The 16,038-nt window shown below is 64.4% G+C and carries 16 protein-coding genes; 6 read left to right on the top strand and 10 right to left on the bottom strand.

From position 1 onward, the window contains the following. Positions 1-4: 4 nt before the first annotated feature. The 4 genes from RT309_RS01445 to RT309_RS01430 form a co-directional block, all read right to left on the bottom strand. Complete coding sequence (locus RT309_RS01445; protein WP_313354660.1) at positions 5-1,087, bottom strand: NAD-dependent epimerase/dehydratase family protein; 1,083 nt, start codon at positions 1,085-1,087, stop codon at positions 5-7. A gap of 21 nt (positions 1,088-1,108) precedes the next feature. Next, positions 1,109-2,575 (bottom strand): DUF2142 domain-containing protein, encoded by a 1,467-nt coding sequence (locus RT309_RS01440; protein ID WP_313354658.1) that lies wholly within the window; start codon positions 2,573-2,575, stop codon positions 1,109-1,111. A gap of 126 nt (positions 2,576-2,701) precedes the next feature. Beyond that, positions 2,702-3,709 carry a glycosyltransferase gene (locus RT309_RS01435; RefSeq protein WP_313354656.1) on the bottom strand — a complete coding sequence of 336 codons (1,008 nt, stop codon included), beginning with the start codon at positions 3,707-3,709 and terminating at the stop codon, positions 2,702-2,704. 71 nt (positions 3,710-3,780) lie between these two features. Beyond that, positions 3,781-5,004 carry a hypothetical protein gene (locus RT309_RS01430; protein WP_313354655.1) on the bottom strand — a complete coding sequence of 408 codons (1,224 nt, stop codon included), beginning with the start codon at positions 5,002-5,004 and terminating at the stop codon, positions 3,781-3,783. Positions 5,005-5,248: 244 nt separating this feature from the next. On the opposite strand from RT309_RS01430, the gene RT309_RS01425 reads away from it, so the two are divergent. After that, positions 5,249-6,373, top strand: a complete 1,125-nt coding sequence (locus tag RT309_RS01425; RefSeq protein WP_313354653.1) for a glycosyltransferase family 4 protein — start codon at positions 5,249-5,251, stop codon at positions 6,371-6,373. 26 nt (positions 6,374-6,399) lie between these two features. Here the strand turns inward: RT309_RS01425 and RT309_RS01420 are convergent, their stop codons facing one another. Both RT309_RS01420 and RT309_RS01415 read right to left on the bottom strand, forming a co-directional pair. After that, positions 6,400-6,786 (bottom strand): DUF2304 domain-containing protein, encoded by a 387-nt coding sequence (locus RT309_RS01420; RefSeq protein ID WP_313354652.1) that lies wholly within the window; start codon positions 6,784-6,786, stop codon positions 6,400-6,402. Further along, positions 6,783-7,508, bottom strand: coding sequence for a glycosyltransferase family 2 protein (locus tag RT309_RS01415; RefSeq protein ID WP_313354650.1), 726 nt, complete (start codon positions 7,506-7,508; stop codon positions 6,783-6,785). Before RT309_RS01415 ends, RT309_RS01420 begins: the two co-directional genes overlap by 4 nt. Before the next feature lie 117 nt (positions 7,509-7,625). On the opposite strand from RT309_RS01415, the gene glf reads away from it, so the two are divergent. Genes glf through RT309_RS01400 form a run of 3 tightly spaced genes read left to right on the top strand, consistent with a single transcriptional unit; the run spans position 7,626 to position 10,328 of the window. Next, the gene (gene glf / locus RT309_RS01410; protein WP_313354648.1) at positions 7,626-8,762 is read left to right on the top strand and encodes a UDP-galactopyranose mutase; all 1,137 of its coding nucleotides are present in this window, start codon (positions 7,626-7,628) and stop codon (positions 8,760-8,762) included. Positions 8,763-8,772: 10 nt separating this feature from the next. Further along, the gene (locus RT309_RS01405; protein ID WP_313354647.1) at positions 8,773-9,591 is read left to right on the top strand and encodes an ABC transporter permease; all 819 of its coding nucleotides are present in this window, start codon (positions 8,773-8,775) and stop codon (positions 9,589-9,591) included. Further along, on the top strand, positions 9,591-10,328 hold the full coding sequence (locus tag RT309_RS01400; RefSeq protein WP_313354646.1) for an ABC transporter ATP-binding protein: 738 nt from the start codon (positions 9,591-9,593) through the stop codon (positions 10,326-10,328). Before RT309_RS01405 ends, RT309_RS01400 begins: the two co-directional genes overlap by 1 nt. Positions 10,329-10,355: 27 nt before the next feature. Here RT309_RS01400 and RT309_RS01395 read toward each other — a convergent pair whose 3' ends face one another. From RT309_RS01395 to RT309_RS01380, 4 genes are all read right to left on the bottom strand, one after another. After that, entirely contained in the window at positions 10,356-10,943 is a 588-nt protein-coding gene (locus RT309_RS01395; protein WP_313354645.1) for a hypothetical protein, read from the bottom strand. Continuing rightward, the gene (locus RT309_RS01390) at positions 10,940-11,899 is read right to left on the bottom strand and encodes a glycosyltransferase family 2 protein (RefSeq protein WP_313354644.1); all 960 of its coding nucleotides are present in this window, start codon (positions 11,897-11,899) and stop codon (positions 10,940-10,942) included. The genes RT309_RS01395 and RT309_RS01390 overlap by 4 nt, the downstream gene beginning before the upstream one ends. A 70-nt stretch (positions 11,900-11,969) precedes the next feature. Beyond that, entirely contained in the window at positions 11,970-13,295 is a 1,326-nt protein-coding gene (locus tag RT309_RS01385) for an O-antigen ligase family protein (RefSeq protein ID WP_313354642.1), read from the bottom strand. Beyond that, the gene (locus RT309_RS01380; protein WP_313354640.1) at positions 13,292-14,707 is read right to left on the bottom strand and encodes an O-antigen ligase family protein; all 1,416 of its coding nucleotides are present in this window, start codon (positions 14,705-14,707) and stop codon (positions 13,292-13,294) included. The genes RT309_RS01385 and RT309_RS01380 overlap by 4 nt, the downstream gene beginning before the upstream one ends. A 202-nt stretch (positions 14,708-14,909) precedes the next feature. On the opposite strand from RT309_RS01380, the gene RT309_RS01375 reads away from it, so the two are divergent. Together RT309_RS01375 and RT309_RS01370 are read left to right on the top strand one after the other, a co-directional pair. Further along, entirely contained in the window at positions 14,910-15,227 is a 318-nt protein-coding gene (locus tag RT309_RS01375) for a WhiB family transcriptional regulator (protein WP_101187161.1), read from the top strand. 67 nt (positions 15,228-15,294) lie between these two features. After that, the coding region (locus RT309_RS01370) for a glycosyltransferase (protein WP_313354636.1) at positions 15,295-16,038 on the top strand (744 nt) is incomplete at its 3' end.

Here is a 16,038-nt window from a genome sequence, read left to right as displayed (position 1 = left end):
AGGATCAGAGATGTTCGGTCTGAGTGTCCACCCATGCAGCGAGGCGGCGGAAACCATCCTGCACGCTGACCCGGGCCGAGAAACCCAAGAGCTGTCTTGCCGGCTCCGGGTCCGCCCAAGCGTGACGGACGTCGCCATGCCGCCACTGGCCGGTCACGACGGGAGTCGGTGCTTTGTAGATGTCGGAGATGAGCTCTGCAGCCTGTCGGATCGTCTGGTAGGATCCAGAACCGATATCGATCGGGACTGTCGGGCAGTCGCTGACCTCGACCATCCGCAGAATCGCATCAGCAACGTCGTCGATGATGATGAAGTCGCGACGCACCTCTCCGTCTTCGTAGACGGCGATCTGCCCGCCATTGTGAGCGACGCGACAGAAGAGAGACATGATTCCGGTATAGGGGTTAGACGGTGTCTGACCCGGTCCGTATACGTTCTGCAAACGAACGATGCCGATCTCGACCCCGAACGCGTCACCCCAGATACGCAGCAGATCCTCCTGCGCAAGCTTGGTGACGCCGTACACAGAGGCAGGGTGAGGCCGCACTTGGGACGCGTTCATCGCCACCGGCTGTGCATCAGCGAAATCCCACTCCGCTGCCTCGAACATCGATGTTGATCGCGCGCCGGGGTAGAACAACTTTCCAGCGTCTGGACCGCTCAGATGTTGCCACGCTCCCTCACCGTACACGGCGCGCGACGAAGCGAGCACGATCCGTTGTGGGACAGCATCGTGCCACTTCAGAGCGTCGAGCATGACGGATGTGCCGACGACATTGACGGAAGTGTGGCGGACTGACTCGGTAAGCGACTGCCCTGTGCCGGTTTCCGCGGCGAGATGGATCACCACGTCCGGCTTGGCGTCGGAGAGGAGTCGATCCCAAGCAGATGGGTCCGTGATGTCTGCTTCGTAAACCTCGACGCGGGGATCAAACCCGTCTGACGGGCGGTGGTCAGGGTGGATCTGCGGATGCAGGTTGTCGAAGGCGATCACGCGTTCGAACGTGTCCGCCAACCGCGCCGACATGGCGGCCCCGATGAAGCCGGCGCCGCCGGTGACGATTGCGAGTCGGTGTGAAATGCGCACTCTGAACCCTGTCTGGTGTCGTTAGCGGATGGTTGAGGTGTCAGGAGCGCCGGCGAGCGCGTGGGGTCGGGAAAGCAAGCCCGTGGATACCAGCAGCAGCGCCGCGAACGCCAGGGTACTCATACCCCAGAAGACGCCTGGTGGCAACAGCATGTTCGTCCACCACCACTCGATGCCGTCGTTCAGGTTGAACCCCCGGTAGTCGGTTCCCGTGAGATAACGGCGCATCGTCGCATACAGCGACAGACTGTTCGCGGCGGATAGGCCGATGACGATGAGCCAGCGCTGTATACGAGTCGTGTCTCGGCGAATATCACCCCCGCCGAACAGGAGGATACCAATGAAGAGAACTTGAAGGGGGAGGATATACCTGGGTTGCACGAGAACACCGACTTCGACGCCGTTCTGGGTGATGACCCAGCTCGGCACCGCGATCAGCGCCAGTGTGACCAGCGTCGTCGCGATGATGAGCCGTGTATCGCGACGACGCGACAGCGACCAGAATGCGAGAGCCCCGAAGAGGATGGTTGTTGTGAACCACACTGCAGCGGGGATCTCGACGTCACCCCAGCCGAGTGCTTGCGTGCCGAAGTTTCCCATCCACATGACGGGGATGTTGGCCAGGGTGCGGACGAAGGTCGCCACGAAATCCGAGCCTTGAGTCGGCGTGTCTGACATCTCCCCACCGATGGCCATCCCTGTCTGACCGGAGCCGAGGTAGGAGACCGCTCCCATGACCATAGCGGCCAGCGGAACAATCAACATCATCATGAAGCGGCGGCTGCGTTCGAATGTGATGATTGCTGCCAGGAGGGCACCCAATGCGACGTAGACGGCAGAGTCGCCGCGGGAGCCCGCACCCATGAGCGCAGTGAGCAGCGCGAGCGCCCCCAGAGCCACCCGCCTACCGAACGTCGGCGCACGGAAGTAACCGACCATTGCGATCCACGTGGTGCCGGCGGAGAGGATGGCCCACCCACTTGGGTTGATGCTGGCGACGAGGAAGATGCCCGTGGGAATTGCTGTGAGCAACAGACCCCACAACATCGCCCTGCGCACCCGTTGATCTACCAGGAGATAGAGCGAGGTGACGACAGCGACAGCGAGCAGCGAGTTGAAGACCCGTATCAGCAGAACCGACGTCTGAACGTCAGATGACGTGAATATGCTCATCACGCCGTAGTAGATCGGCGGGTAGGCCCCGGTGAAGTTGCCGTGGTCTGTTGTGACCATGCCGGTCAACGCTGGGTCGCACTTGCCGCTGTGCTCCGGTACGAAAGCGAAGCATGCTGAGGTGTCTGCGAGCACGGCAAGCACTCTGCGGGTGCCGGAGTCTCCCGTGCTCTCGCAAAGGCCAGGTCTATCACCGGGTGCACACCAGATGCTCACCTGGTGGAAGTTGTCGTCCGGACTGGCACCAATAGGCGAAGCAAAGCACCACCCCGCGAGTGCGCCGAAAGCGAGTACGGCGACGACCAGGATGCGCATGACACTACTTCGCGGAAGTGCGTGGGCGGGTTGCTCGGAGCCGGTGCGTATGGTGCTCGAACCGGCAGAAAACGTCATGCGTTCTAGCGTACATGCCCGGCTGGAACGGCCTCCTCTGGGCGTCGATCAGCGTCGGCGGTGAACGGTGCGATCGTAGACGAGGACCTCGCACTTTCGTAGTGCGCTCAGGAAGGCGCATCGCGCACGATCAACGAGGCCGAGACGCGAGAGCAATCCGCGAACCATGACTTTGTCCGCCAGGTAGGTCTCGACCTCATCAGAGGTGCGCGCTGCGCGCCTCTGATGGCGGAGCGCAGTCAGCCCGTAATAGGCTCGTGCCGGAAGGATGCCATTCGCGATGGCTGCCTTGAACGAATGTGCGTGTGCGTGAACGATGTCGTGATAGTACCCGGCCGAACGCTCAGAATGCGAGACACTGTCGCCCCGCTGGAGCCAGAAGTAGAGGCGGTCGTTGCACGACGCCACGCGACGACAACGCAGATAGAGATCCATGGCTATCGCGACGTCCTGCGCGTACCTCCCCTCGGGGAATCGGATTTCCTCGAAGAGAGAAGCGCGGTATAGCTTGCCCCAGTTCGCCTCACTGAAGTAACGCAACTCTTTCCCGCGCAGGCGACGGAGAGCTGCGCTGAAAATGGTCTGATAGCTCTTCGCTGAGTCCTCGAAGACTTGAACATCACGCGGCGGGGCATCACTGTGCAACCTCAGTGCCTCGTCGGCCACACTTGCGCCTACATTCCACCACCGGCAGCAGCTCATGTCGGCGTCAGAATCAATCAGAATAGACAAAAGGCGTTCGATCAGACGAGGACTCATCAGATCGTCGTTGTCGCAGAAAGTAACGAAGGAGCCAGTGGCGGCGTCCAAACCGGCATTCTGAGCCACAGCGATACCGCCGTTGAGCTGATGGATCACGCGGACTCGCGAGTCTGTACGTGCAATCTCGTCGCATATTCCCTCGGATCCATCCGTGGATCCGTCATTGACAAGGATCACCTCAAGGGCAGCATGGGTCTGAAGCAGAATCGATGCGGCGGTACGTTCCAGATGTGCGGCAGCGTTGAAGACGGGCACAATTACGGATACCAGGTGCTCAGTCGCCGGGGGATTCATAGATGTGTCGATTCCTCAGATCAAGAGTCAGCTGAAGAGAGAGCCAGAAGAAGTGTCGGGCGCGGAGGCGTTCATCGTGCCACCATGTCAGATCGCCGGCTGCTTCGTGCAGGTCTGGTCGGCGAGAGAGCATAGACACAGATGGCCACAGCCCCGCCTCCACCACCGACGACATAGCCAGCAAGAGTGCCCCACTCTCCTACCAAGGGTGACAGGGTCGCCATCATCGTCATTCCGACGATGAATGAGATCAGCCAGATCCTCGCATATACGCGCTCGCGACCGTCGATGAGGAGCAACGCGGAGGGCACGGCGGCGGCGGAGAAGAGGTAGACCCCGAGGAGAAGCGCACGCATGGGGTGTTCGGCGCCAGCGTAGGTCGGGCCGTAAACGAAGTTCACTATCAATGGCGCCGCGAGCGCGAGTGCTCCGAACACCAGAGCGAAGAACGCGCTCGCCAGAACGAAGGTCCGCCTGTGAAACACACGGCGATCAGTGGGGTTCATGCGGGCGAGGTGGGGAATCAGCACCTGATTCAACGCCAGCGAGATCATGCTCGCTGGCGTTGCGAGGCTGAGCGCGGCAGCGAACAGGCCCGCGGTTTCGGGAGTTTCGAAGCCGCGTACGAACACGATGGTGATGGGCAGCAGGCCGCCGCCGACCAGCATGCCCACACTTGTGCGCCATGAGAAAGCGAAGATCTCCCTCTTGAGTGCCGGATCGGCTGGCTTGCTCTTAGTGCGAGACCGGCTCAGAACGGCGAAAAGGAGATAGCCCAAGGTCAAGGGCAGCAGCATGGCCCACGACAATTTGAAGAGCGTCGTCACCAGAAGGGCCGTGAGCGCCAGCGCAGAAGAGAGCGCGTCAGCGACAGCAGCCCACCCGAGTCGGTCCTCTCCCGTGAGCTCCCCCCTGGTGAACATGTAGGCGCTGTATGAGAACATCAGGGCCGCGCTCGTGAATGCCAGAGCCAGATCTTCGGTCATCCAGAGCGTCACCGGGACGATGAGTGCAGACAGGACAACCGTGCCGAGTAGCCAGGACCTCCGGATAGCGTGGGCGCCTTCTGCAGCGAACACCGAAGTCGCGTAGTACCGTGTTGCGGCGGTCGACGTCCCCGCCGGCCACAGAAGCCCCATGTAGACGGACAAAGAGAGAATGGCAGTAATCTCCCCCAGCGTCTCGGGGCCGGACAGCCGCCCGATAACCAGGGTGTACCCGAAACGAGCCAATCCCTGAACGGCCATTCCGGTCGTGGACTGCAGCGTGCGGATGACGACCGGACTCAACATCATCGCGAACGTCCCGGACGACAACGTTGGGAAGCCATGTTGTTTCCTTGGCTCGGGTGTGCGGGTGATACTCGCGGCAAGAGCGCCTCCTGGTGGGGTTCGACGGAGCCGAATCGGGTACAGGCGCATCGGATACGCTCTTCATAGTAGCCGGGAGAGCAGGCTCGACCCTGACAGGCGCTGAGTGTGCTGTCTCCAACTGCGACTCCGCTCGTGCAACCGGGTCGAGATGAATTCAGGAGAGCCCATGAGAATCGCGCTGGTCGTGAACAATTTTCCGCCGCGAGTGGGAGGTCTTGAAACTCATCTGCACAACCTTGGGCGCCACCTTCGCCTCGGAGGGCATGAAGTGCTCGTCCTCACACTCACAGACGGCAGCGACTTCGATTTCGACGACGATCTGGACGTGGCTCGATTTCGGGAGTTCCTGAAGATCGGTGACGTTCTCGGGTTCCCCGTTCCCGGGACTACTCGTCGGATCACACGGATGCTCGCTCAGTGGAAACCCGACGTCATCTCGGTGCACACCAGGTTCTTTCCCATGACTTGGCTGGGCTTGCGAATCGCTCGTCGTCTGCGTGTCCCGCTCATCCATACAGAGCACGGGAGCGGACATGTTGTGTCCGATTCGCCGATGATCCGCTGGGGCAGCAGGATCGTAGACCTGACGATGGGTCGAGCCGTGTTGCGAGGCGCAACGCGCGTGCTCGGCGTATCTGACCGGGTAGTCGACTTCGTCGAGGAGCTGTCCGGTCGCAAAGCGGAGGTCTTCTACAACGCACTCGAGCCGACGACGGACTCTGCAATGGCGCAGGGGCCGCAGGCAGACGCGGAGAAGCTCAAGCTGGTGTTTGTCGGTCGCCTGGTCCCGGGCAAGGGAGTGGACGTGTTTGTCGAGGTGGTGGCGGAGCTGCGCCGACGGCACGTGGAACTGTCGGCCGTTGTGCTGGGCGACGGACCCGAACGGCCTCGTCTCGAGCAGGCACTAATGGACGCGAATTTGACGGACCGGGTGAACGTACGCGGAAGGGTCGGTTCGGATCAGGTGCGTCATGAACTCCGCGGAGCGATCCTGGTCAACCCGTCGACGCTCGCAGAAGGCTTCGGAATGACCTTGCTCGAAGCGCTGGATGCTGGGGGACGGGCGGTCACCTACGATGTGCCTGGAGGAGAGCTGCTCGCCAGCCAGGGCCATCCCATCGTGGTGGTGCACGAGCAGAACGCCGCGGCCTTGGCGTCCGCGGTGCTGCACCTGGCGAACGAAACCGATCGACTCTCTCCTGCGCTCACCGGTTGGTACTGGCCCGAACGAGCGCTCGAGTACTCTCAGATCTGCGCGGATGCGGCATCGACGGACGCTGAGCGCGCCTGAATATTGAAGGGTGCTCGCACGACGAACTACACGGAGTGCCCGGCGCCGTCGTCAGCACCTGGGGTTTTCGTGTTGACAGGCCGGAGTTCATCGACCTCGATACGTAGGAGCGCAACCTCTTCAGCAACGCGTCGGATCTCATCCTCAGCCTGAGAAAGCTCCCACGAGAGGTGGAGTGAAACGCCGACTAGGAGGACGAGCGCGAGGGCGAAGATGAGGTTGGAAGGAAGCTCGACGTTGAGAGCGTCGGACAGGGCGATGAGAAGACCGGGGTAGATAGCAAGCACAAGGATGGCCAGGCCGATCAGGAGCCACATGATGGCGTACTTCTCACGCAGTTGGCGTCGAAGAAGTAGCACGATGATGACGGCCAAGACGGCGAGAGCGAATGCGATTCCTAGGGCGACGATCATCGGGATTCCTTCGTGCGACGGCCCCTCATCAACGCGAGCGTCAAAGCGAAAGCAGCGCGGAGAAGATAACGTGCTGCGCTGAAGGGGTTGTGGCTGGGCTTTCCATGCGCGCGCGGGCGCATCGCAACTGGAACCTGTGTCACGGAGAGCCCCGAATGAATGGCGCCGACTAGAGAGTCGATCGTATCCCCCAGATACTCCGCCGGGTAGTAGCGCACATACTGAACGATGGCTCGGCTGTTGGCGGCACGGAAGCCGGACGTGACGTCGGTGAGACGCGCGCCACTGATCCTGGATATCACGGACGCGAGCATCTTCATGGCCCATCGTCGGGGCCCACGTGCCTTGTAGTCGCCGATCTCGGCGAAGCGAGCGCCAATGGAAATATCGGCTCGGTCCAAACCGGACAGCACTGCACCGATGTCTGTCGGATTGTGCTGCCCGTCGGCGTCGACCTGAATGGCGCGCTTGTACCCATGGCGCATGGCGTACGTGAAGCCCGTTCGCATCGCACCGCCGACGCCCATATTGAAAGGCAGATTGATGACGCGTGCGCCCGCTTCTCTCGCCATCTCCGCCGTATCGTCTGTCGATCCATCATCGATGACCAGAACATCGTATGTCGGGTCTACTTCGAGAATCTCGCGGACAGTGTTTCCCACATTCTGGGACTCGTTCCACGCAGGGACGATAATGAGCGCGCGCTCAACGGGGCGTGACATGGTGCCTCAAGTCTACCGTGTGCGGCTAGCGGTACGTGGCACGGCGCCCGGCGAGCGCGGGTCTCTCTTTAGGATGGGACGCGATGCCGCATCTGCGGCTCGTGAGAAGGGGTGCCAATGGATCTTCTTGTCGTCGGCTCGGGTTTCTTCGGCTTGACCGTCGCGGAACGCGCGGCGGATGCCGGTCGCAAGGTCACAGTCGTCGATCGCCGTCCGCACATCGGCGGAAACGCCTACAGCGAAGCGGACCCTGAGACAGGCATCGAGATCCATCGCTACGGCGCCCACCTCTTCCACACGTCGAACGCGACTGTCTGGGAGTACGTCAACCGCTTCACATCGTTCACGAACTACGTGCACCGCGTCTACACGACGCACAAGGGCACGGTCTTTCCGATGCCGGTGAACCTCGGCACCATCAACCAGTTCTTCAACGCGGCTTACTCGCCCGACCAGGCGCGAGCGCTCGTCAAGGAGCAGGCCGGCGAGTTCGACGTGAGGACGGCGCGGAATTTCGAGGAGAAGGGCATTGCTCTTGTCGGGCGGCCGCTGTTCGAAGCGTTCTTCCGCGACTACACGGCCAAGCAGTGGCAGACCGACCCGCACCAACTCTCCGGTGACATCGTCAGCCGACTGCCGGTGCGCTACACGTACGACAACCGATACTTCAACGACACGTGGGAAGGGCTGCCCGTCGACGGCTATACCGCCTGGCTCGAGCGCATGGCCGATCATCCCAACATCGAGGTCGAGCTCGATGTCGACTTCTTTGATGAGTCGCAACCTCTAAGCAAGGGGGCGAGTGTCGGTCAGCTCCCCGTCGTGTACACCGGCCCCGTCGATCGGTACTTCGACTACGCCGAGGGCGCGTTGAGCTGGCGCACGCTCGATTTCGAGCAGGAAGTCCTGCCAGTTCGCGATTTCCAGGGCACCAGCGTGATGAACTATCCCGACATCGACGTGCCCTACACGCGGATCCACGAGTTCAAGCACTTCCATCCGGAGCGCAAGGATGTCTACGAGTCCGAGAAGACTGTCATCATGCGTGAGTTCTCACGCTTCGCCGAGCGCGGCGATGAGCCCTACTACCCGGTGAACACCCCGACGGATCGTGAGGGCCTCCTGGCCTACCGCGAACTCGCGAAGGGGGAGCGCGACGTACACTTCGGCGGGCGCCTCGGCACCTACCAGTACCTCGACATGCACATGGCCATCGGCTCGGCGCTGTCCATGTGGAACAACCTGCTCTCGTAGACTCGTCATCGTGAGTCACGCTGCTGTCGGGGCGCCCGGGACGCCCCGGCGCTATCTGCATTCGTTGTGGTTGCTGTCGGCCCGCGACCTCAAGGTGCGCTATTCGACGAGCGCACTGGGGTACCTGTGGTCGGTGCTCGACCCGCTGGTGATGAGCGCGATCTACTGGTTCGTGTTCACACGGGTGTTCGAACGAACCGTCGGTGAGCAGCCCTACATCGTCTTCCTCATCACGGCTCTGCTGCCCTGGGTGTGGTTCAACTCGTCGGTCGGCGACTTCACACGTGCTTTCAAGAAGGACGCACGACTGGTGCGCTCGACCGCGATCCCGCGTTCGATCTGGGTGAACCGCATCGTGCTCAGCAAGGGCATCGAGTTCTTCTTCTCGCTGCCCGTACTGGCGATCTTCGTCGTGGCGAACGTCCTCCTCGAGAGCGACCCCGCGAAGACGGCGCACGTGGGATGGGGCATTCTGCTGTTCCCCGTGGCGATTCTGCTGCAGACCGTCCTGCTTGTCGGCCTCGGGCTGCTGGTCGCACCGCTGTGCGCCCTGTACACCGATCTCGAGCGCACCACCGCGCTCATCCTCCGGGCGCTCTTCTACGCCACTCCGATCATCTACAGTGTGAACGACCTGCCGGGGGTCTTTCAGACCCTGGGGATGTTCAATCCCCTCGCCGGGATCTTCTCCCTGTATCGAATGGCGTTCTTCCCGGACCAGTGGCAGCCAGAGCTGGTGGCGATCAGCGCATTGATGAGCTTTGCGATTCTCGCCCTCGGGATCTGGGTGTTCCGCACGCTCGAACGACCCGTCCTGAAGGAGCTGTGATGGGACCCGCGATCGAAGTAGCCGATCTGGGCGTCCGCTTTCGCCGCAATCGTCGCGGACGACGCACTCTCAAAGACCTCTTCGCGGGCGCGAGTAGACGATCCCGTCCCGGTGAGTTCTGGGCCCTGAGAGATGTGTCGTTCACCGTCGAAGCCGGCGAGTCCATCGGCGTGGTGGGACGAAACGGTCAGGGCAAGTCGACGCTGCTCCGCCTCGTGGCGAGTGTTCTGCTGCCGGACGAGGGCAGCGTGCGAGTCAGCGGGGGTGTGGCTCCGCTCATCGAGCTCACCGGGGGATTCGTCGGCGACCTGACTGTCCGCGAGAATGTTCGTCTCACCGCTGGCCTGCATGGCATGTCGAAGGCGGAGGTCGCTTCGCGCTATGACGAGATGATCGCTTTCGCGGAGCTGGAGGACTTTCAGGAGACGCCCTACAAGCATCTCTCCAACGGGATGAAGGTGCGACTAGCATTCTCCGTCGTCTCTCAGCTCAACGAGCCGATCCTTCTGGTCGACGAGGTCCTCGCCGTCGGCGACAAGGCCTTCCGTGACAAGTGCTACAAGCGCATCGACGAGCTGCTTGCCGAGGGGCGCACCCTCTTCTTCGTCAGCCACAACGAGCGCGATCTGCGCCGCTTCTGCAAGCGCGGGCTCTATCTCGACAAGGGTGCTCTGGTGCTCGACGGACCGATCAAAGACGTGCTCGACCGTTATAACGCGGACCACAACGCGCACTGATCCGCGAGGTCGCGGGCGGGCTATGCGTCAGAGGCCGACGAGCGCGCGCAGCGACTGCAGCGCCGAGCGTGCAGCCCCCACAGATATCGTCGATCCGTTAGACGCCGCCGAACGCAGCTCACCGAGCTGTGATTCGTAAGCCGAGAGCTTGTCTTTCCACTCAGCGGTGATCGAGGAGGGTGCAGGGGTGTCGGCCAGTCTTTGGGCATCCGCCTCGAGGGCGTCGATCACCGCAAGCGCTTCCTGCCCGCTGCTGCTCGACACGATGTCCAGCCCCGTGCCGGCGTCATCCAACCAGCCCTGCACCTGCCCCCGGAAGGTGTCGATGTCGGGGTCCGGCACCGGCGGCGGCGTCGGGACGGCGGTTTCAGACGGCTCCGGCGTTGCGGAAGGCGCGGCCGAACCACTAGCCGACGGCGACCCACTCACCGACGGCGACGCACTCGGCGTGGGCGTCGCACTCGCGAGCGGCGCCCCGGGCCGCAGGAACAACCAGAACACCAGCGCCGCGATCACGACCGCAGCCACCGCCAGGCCGACGATCAGCCACGTGCGGCCGCGCTTCGGCTTCTCATCCGAGTACGCCCAGACGTATTCGGGCTGCTGCTCGGTCATCGTGCCTCCAGTGCCGGCATGGGCTGCCAGGTGCGGTCGCGGCCGATCCGGCCGCCGTCGCGCAGACCGCGGAACAGGTTGCTCGTCCCGCGCACCGTGCGCTCGACGAAGAGCAGCCGGATCAGCTCCTTGGCGAACGTCGCCGAGGTGCCCAGGCCGAACAGCACCGGGTTGTACACCCCGTGCACCCGGTAGTAGTTCTTGATGAATGCGCGGTTGCGCATGATGTAGTACCGGTACGCGTTGCTCGATGCGTTCATGTGCCGGATGCCCATGTCCCACTGCTTGATCTCACGCGTGCGGCGCAGCACGAACTCGTCGACGATCACAGCGGTGGTCAGGCGCGATGCCAGCCAGCCGTACATCTGGTCATCCCAGTAGATGAAGAAGCGCGGGTCGGGCAGGCCGATCTGCGTCACGATCGAACGATGGATGAACATGCCCTCGAAGCATCCGCTGTTCATCTCCTTGAAGCCGGACGAGTCGAACTTCGACGGCGCGAACGGAATGGGGATGCCCATCCGCTCGGCTATCCGGTACTGCCAGTAGAACTCGCTGCCGTCGTAGTCGTAGCGCCGACCCTGGATGCTCTTGAAGCGCCGTGACCAGCGGCCCATCTTCGCGAGACCGTCGGGCAGCACCTCGACGTCGTCGTCCATCATCCAGATCCATTCGGATCCCAGCTCATACGCCGTGCGCATGCCCTCGCTGAACCCACCCGAGCCGCCGGTGTTGGTCTCGAGCCGGCGGTAGACGATCTCGGTGCCGATGCCGTCGCGGAACGAGTCGACGACATCGGTCGTGTCGTCCGATGACGCGTTGTCGATGATGACGACGCGGCCCGGCTTCGGGTCCATCGACCGGATGCTGGTGAGCAGCCCGCTCAGCAGATGGGAGCGGTTGTAGGTGACGATGACGATCGACGCGGTGGACGGATCGAACGCGCTGCCGGTCATGCCCGAGCCTCCGCGCGGGGGCGGACGGGCGAGGATTCTGTCACGAGGGTCACGGGATCACAGTCTATCTTCATGATCCTGTGCCGCCCGGGAGCGGAGGGCGCTCCGGCCCGAGCACCGGCATCGCACCGGTGTGCGCCGCATCGATGCTCTCTCGCCATGACCTGGTCTGCCCGGCTCGCAGGGCGCAGAGCACGAGTAGAAGCCAGCCGGTTCCGGTGAGCGCGAAGCTCTCGAACATCGACTCCACGCCGAGCGTGACGAGCACGAGCGGCGTCCACGCGTACACCACCGAGCGTCGCACGCTCGCCACCAGCCACGAGCGCACCAGCGCGACGCCGCCGAGCACGACGAAGAGCGCCAGCCCCGCCGAGCCGAGCTGCAGCAGCGTGTCGAAGTAGGCGTTCAGCGCCGACTGGTGGCGATCCGACAGCAGGAAGTTGATGTAGGTGAACGGGTACTCGCCGCGCGGCCACGGGCCGAACCAGCCGTACCCGGTGATCGGTCGCTGGGCGATGAAGTCCAGCATCATGTTCCACAGATCGGCGCGGGTCGAGAAATCCGAGCCGGCGTCGAGCAGCCGGATGATCCGGTGCCGGAACGCGAACCCGATCACGAGTCCCACCACGACCAGCCCGCCGAGAGCCGCCTGCACGGCGCTGCGTCGATGGGCGGGCGCGTGCCGCACGATCATCAGCGCGACCGTCGCCACGCCGACAGCCACCGCGAGCACGACGACCGCCGGCGAGGCCGAGAACAGCGCGAGCGAGCCGCCGAGCGCGACCGACAGCACGCCCGCGACGCGGCCGATCGACTGCGTGCGCCATTCGATCACGAAGGTGATCAGGGCGACCACGGCGATGAAGCCGAGCATGTTGCGCGTGCCGAAGATGCCCTGGACGGGGCCGCCGTCGGCGAGCGAGCCCTCGATGCCCAGCAGCCGGAACGGGGTGTCGAGCAGGATGCCGAACACGATCTCGAGCCCGAGCGAGAGGGCCAGCAGCCAGCGCAGGGTGTCGCCGATGGCGCGCACCGTCTGCAGCGTGTCGCGCACGTGCCCGATGGTGATCGCGATCACGGCGTACCCGAGCAGGGTGAACCAGCCGGCGACCGTGCCCCCTGCATCCGACGACCAGAGCGCGCTCAGCAGCGCGAGCAGCAGAAAGCCGAGCAGAGACGTCGGGGCGAAGCGCAGCAGAGACAGCTCGTCTCGACGCACGACGAGCACGGCGACGCCGAGCACCGCGAGCACGCCGATGATCGTCGCCAGGCTCACCGGCGACATCATCCGTTCGATGAGGAACGACGAGAACACGGCGGTGAGCGCGGTCAGCGTGTAGGCACGGGCGAACAGCGCCGAACCCAGCAGCGAGACGACGAAGCGCCGCGGTGTCATGGCACCTGCCGCGGCTGCGGGCCGTGCGAGATGACGGGGGTGCGCTCGCCGACGCCGACGCCGATGAGCGGCACGGCCTTAATCTTGAACGAGAGCAGGATCAGCAGCAGCCAGCCCCACAGCATGATGGGCGCCGATTCGGCGAGGCCCTCGACGAGCAGCACCGCCGTGAACAGCACGGGCAGCAGCGACAGGGGGGAGTAGGGGCGGCGGGCGTCGAGGTCCCACCGTGGCCGGTCGACGGCGAAGAACCACGCCCGCCACAGGAGCGCCAGCCAGGCGACCGCCATCAGCAAGACGCCCACCACGCCCAGCTGAAGGAACACGTCGAGCCACATGTCGTGCGCGTGGAAGACGCTGAGCCCGTGGTTCAGGATCCAGCCGTCGAATGCCGGATCCCAGGGCACCCAGGGGGAGGAGAAGCCGTTGCCGAACACCGGCCGGGTGATCGCGCGCTCCCACACCGCCTGCCAGATCTCGATGCGCCCGGTGAGGTCGCTGTCCTTACCGAGAGCCGAGAGGATCTGGTCGCGCAGCAGCACCACACCGCCGATGCCGACGACGCCGACTGCGGCGAAGAGCAGGTAGAGCCGCCCGCGTCGTCGCGGGGATGCCGCACGCATCATGAACACGGCGGCCAGCACGACCACGACGACGGCGATGCTGAGGTACACGGTGGCCGACGCGGCTTTCACGAGCAGCACGGCGGCGAGCACCGCCCAGAAGATGAGCATGGTGCGCCGGCGCACCTGCGTGGCGTACAGCACCGCGAAGACGATCAGCGCGAACAGGCACATCATCGCGAGGGCGTGCGCATTGCCCACCACCCCCTGGATCCGACCGTCGTCGAACAGGTTTCCGCGCACCCAGTAGAGGTGGGGGTCGATCTTCCCCTCGGGCAGGTCGACGAAGTTCGGCAGCAGGGGACGCCGCAGCACGAGCGCGACCCACAGCTCGACCGCCAGGGAGAGACCCAGGATCAGCTTGAGCGCGCTCGAGATCGCCCGGGCGATCTCGTTCCAGGTGAGGGTGGTCGCGATGAGCACGGCCGTCACCGTGATGGCGGCCAGCAGAGACCAGGTGAGCAGCGTGGCGGCGGGCCAGCGCGACCACAGGGTGGATGCCAGGGCGAGGGCCGCGTAGCCGAGCGCGGCCCACGGCAGCCGGCGCCAGGGGAAGCGGGTGGGACGCTGCGCGACGACCTCGGGAACCCAGATGGCCAGGGCGCCGGCCGCGAGGATCACGAGCACGATGCCCGACCCGAGCGCGCCGAAGGTGTTGTACACCGCCGTGTGCGCGAAGAGGCAGAACACGGCCAGCACGCTGTACGCGCGCACCAGCAGATGCCCGGTCGTCTCGCGGGGCGGAGCCGCGGGGAGAGGGGCCACGGGGTGCTTGCTGTACACGGCCATCGGGTTCAGGCTATCGCGCCGGCACCACCCGCACCCGCTCCGCTTTCGTCCGTTCTCGCCGACGCGACACGCCGATGAGGTCCAATGAACCTTAAACGCCCCATTGAGGGTTTACCATCCGCGACTTGACCGCGGCGAATGACACGGGTGTAATTAGTGGTGCACGGCCCGGAGGGGGCACATGCAGGGTTGGGAGATCGAGATGACGGGTTACCGGTCGGACGTTCCCGAGAATTGGTTCGTCGATCCAGTGAACCTCGGCGTACCCGGCGTACGCCGGGCTGACGCCGAGGATGATGGCGCACTCGCCTGGCAGGTCGACGCGCTGTGCGCGCAGACCGACCCCGAGGCGTTCTTCCCCGAGAAGGGCGGCTCGACGCGAGACGCCAAGCGCATCTGCACATCGTGCGATGTACGGGGCGAGTGCCTCGAGTACGCCCTCAGCAATGACGAGCGATTCGGCATCTGGGGCGGTCTGAGCGAGCGCGAGCGTCGCAAGCTCAAGCGCCGCGCGAGCTGACGGCTTCGCGGGCACGCCGAGTCCGATGACCGGCGCCCCGCGTATGCCTGTCTAGGCTGACTCTGTCATGCCATCCCGAGTACACGCCATCGTCGTCGCACGCACCGGCGACTCCGCAGCCGCACAGCTCAGCGAGACCCTCGACGCCCTCCGCAGTCAGACGACGCCACCCGACGCCGTCACCGTCGTGGTCCTGGGCAGCGGCGCACAGGTGAGGGCCATCGACGGCATCGGGCACAGCGTCGAGGCGATCATCGAGGCACGCGCGACCACCACGTTCGCCGAGGCCGTCGCGCTCGCCCAGCCGCGCGTGGCGACCGGCAGCTCGGTCTGGATGCTCACTCACGACTCTCGGCCCCGCCGAAAGGCACTGCAGCTTCTCGCCGGATCGCTCGAGCGCTCGCCGTCGGCAGCGCTCGCCGCGCCCAAGCTCGTGCGGCACGACGACGACCGCGAGATCGTCTCGCTGGGTGTCAGCATGAGCCGGTTCGGCCGCACTGTCGAGCTCGCCTCCGATGAACTCGACCAGGGCCAGCACGACGCCGCCGAGGACGCACTGGGAGCGGACGTGCGCGGCATGCTCATCCGCGGAGCCGCACCCGCGGTGCTGCGTCCGGATCCGGGTCTCGGCGGTGCCGACGAGGGACTCGATCTGGGAGTGCGTGCTCGGCTCGGCGGCGCGCGCATCGTGCTCGTGCCGAAGGCGCGGGTCGGCGTGCGATCCGACGGCGTCGCCGCGCTCCCGCAGCGACAGACGGTGCGAACCTGGACGAGCCGCCGCGCTCAGCTGCACCGCCGACTCGCGTACGCG

Source organism: Microbacterium sp. (genome assembly GCF_032084865.1).
Lineage (GTDB): Bacteria > Actinomycetota > Actinomycetes > Actinomycetales > Microbacteriaceae > Microbacterium.
The sequence above is the reverse complement of the archived record's forward strand: the minus strand, read 5'-3'. Positions and strand labels throughout refer to the sequence as shown.

Bases quoted from the DNA above. Each gene is read 5' to 3' on its own strand.
- RT309_RS01440 (WP_313354658.1), bottom strand. From the start codon at position 2,575: ATGCGCATCCTGGTCGTCGCCGTACTCGCTTTCGGCGCACTCGCGGGG.
- RT309_RS01435 (WP_313354656.1), bottom strand. From the start codon at position 3,709: ATGAATCCCCCGGCGACTGAGCACCTGGTATCCGTAATTGTGCCCGTC.
- RT309_RS01430 (WP_313354655.1), bottom strand. From the start codon at position 5,004: ATGATGTTGAGTCCGGTCGTCATCCGCACGCTGCAGTCCACGACCGGA.
- RT309_RS01425 (WP_313354653.1), top strand. From the start codon at position 5,249: ATGAGAATCGCGCTGGTCGTGAACAATTTTCCGCCGCGAGTGGGAGGT.
- RT309_RS01420 (WP_313354652.1), bottom strand. From the start codon at position 6,786: ATGATCGTCGCCCTAGGAATCGCATTCGCTCTCGCCGTCTTGGCCGTC.
- RT309_RS01415 (WP_313354650.1), bottom strand. From the start codon at position 7,508: ATGTCACGCCCCGTTGAGCGCGCGCTCATTATCGTCCCTGCGTGGAAC.
- glf (WP_313354648.1), top strand. From the start codon at position 7,626: ATGGATCTTCTTGTCGTCGGCTCGGGTTTCTTCGGCTTGACCGTCGCG.
- RT309_RS01400 (WP_313354646.1), top strand. From the start codon at position 9,591: ATGGGACCCGCGATCGAAGTAGCCGATCTGGGCGTCCGCTTTCGCCGC.
- RT309_RS01395 (WP_313354645.1), bottom strand. From the start codon at position 10,943: ATGACCGAGCAGCAGCCCGAATACGTCTGGGCGTACTCGGATGAGAAG.
- RT309_RS01390 (WP_313354644.1), bottom strand. From the start codon at position 11,899: ATGACCGGCAGCGCGTTCGATCCGTCCACCGCGTCGATCGTCATCGTC.
- RT309_RS01385 (WP_313354642.1), bottom strand. From the start codon at position 13,295: ATGACACCGCGGCGCTTCGTCGTCTCGCTGCTGGGTTCGGCGCTGTTC.
- RT309_RS01380 (WP_313354640.1), bottom strand. From the start codon at position 14,707: ATGGCCGTGTACAGCAAGCACCCCGTGGCCCCTCTCCCCGCGGCTCCG.
- RT309_RS01375 (WP_101187161.1), top strand. From the start codon at position 14,910: ATGACGGGTTACCGGTCGGACGTTCCCGAGAATTGGTTCGTCGATCCA.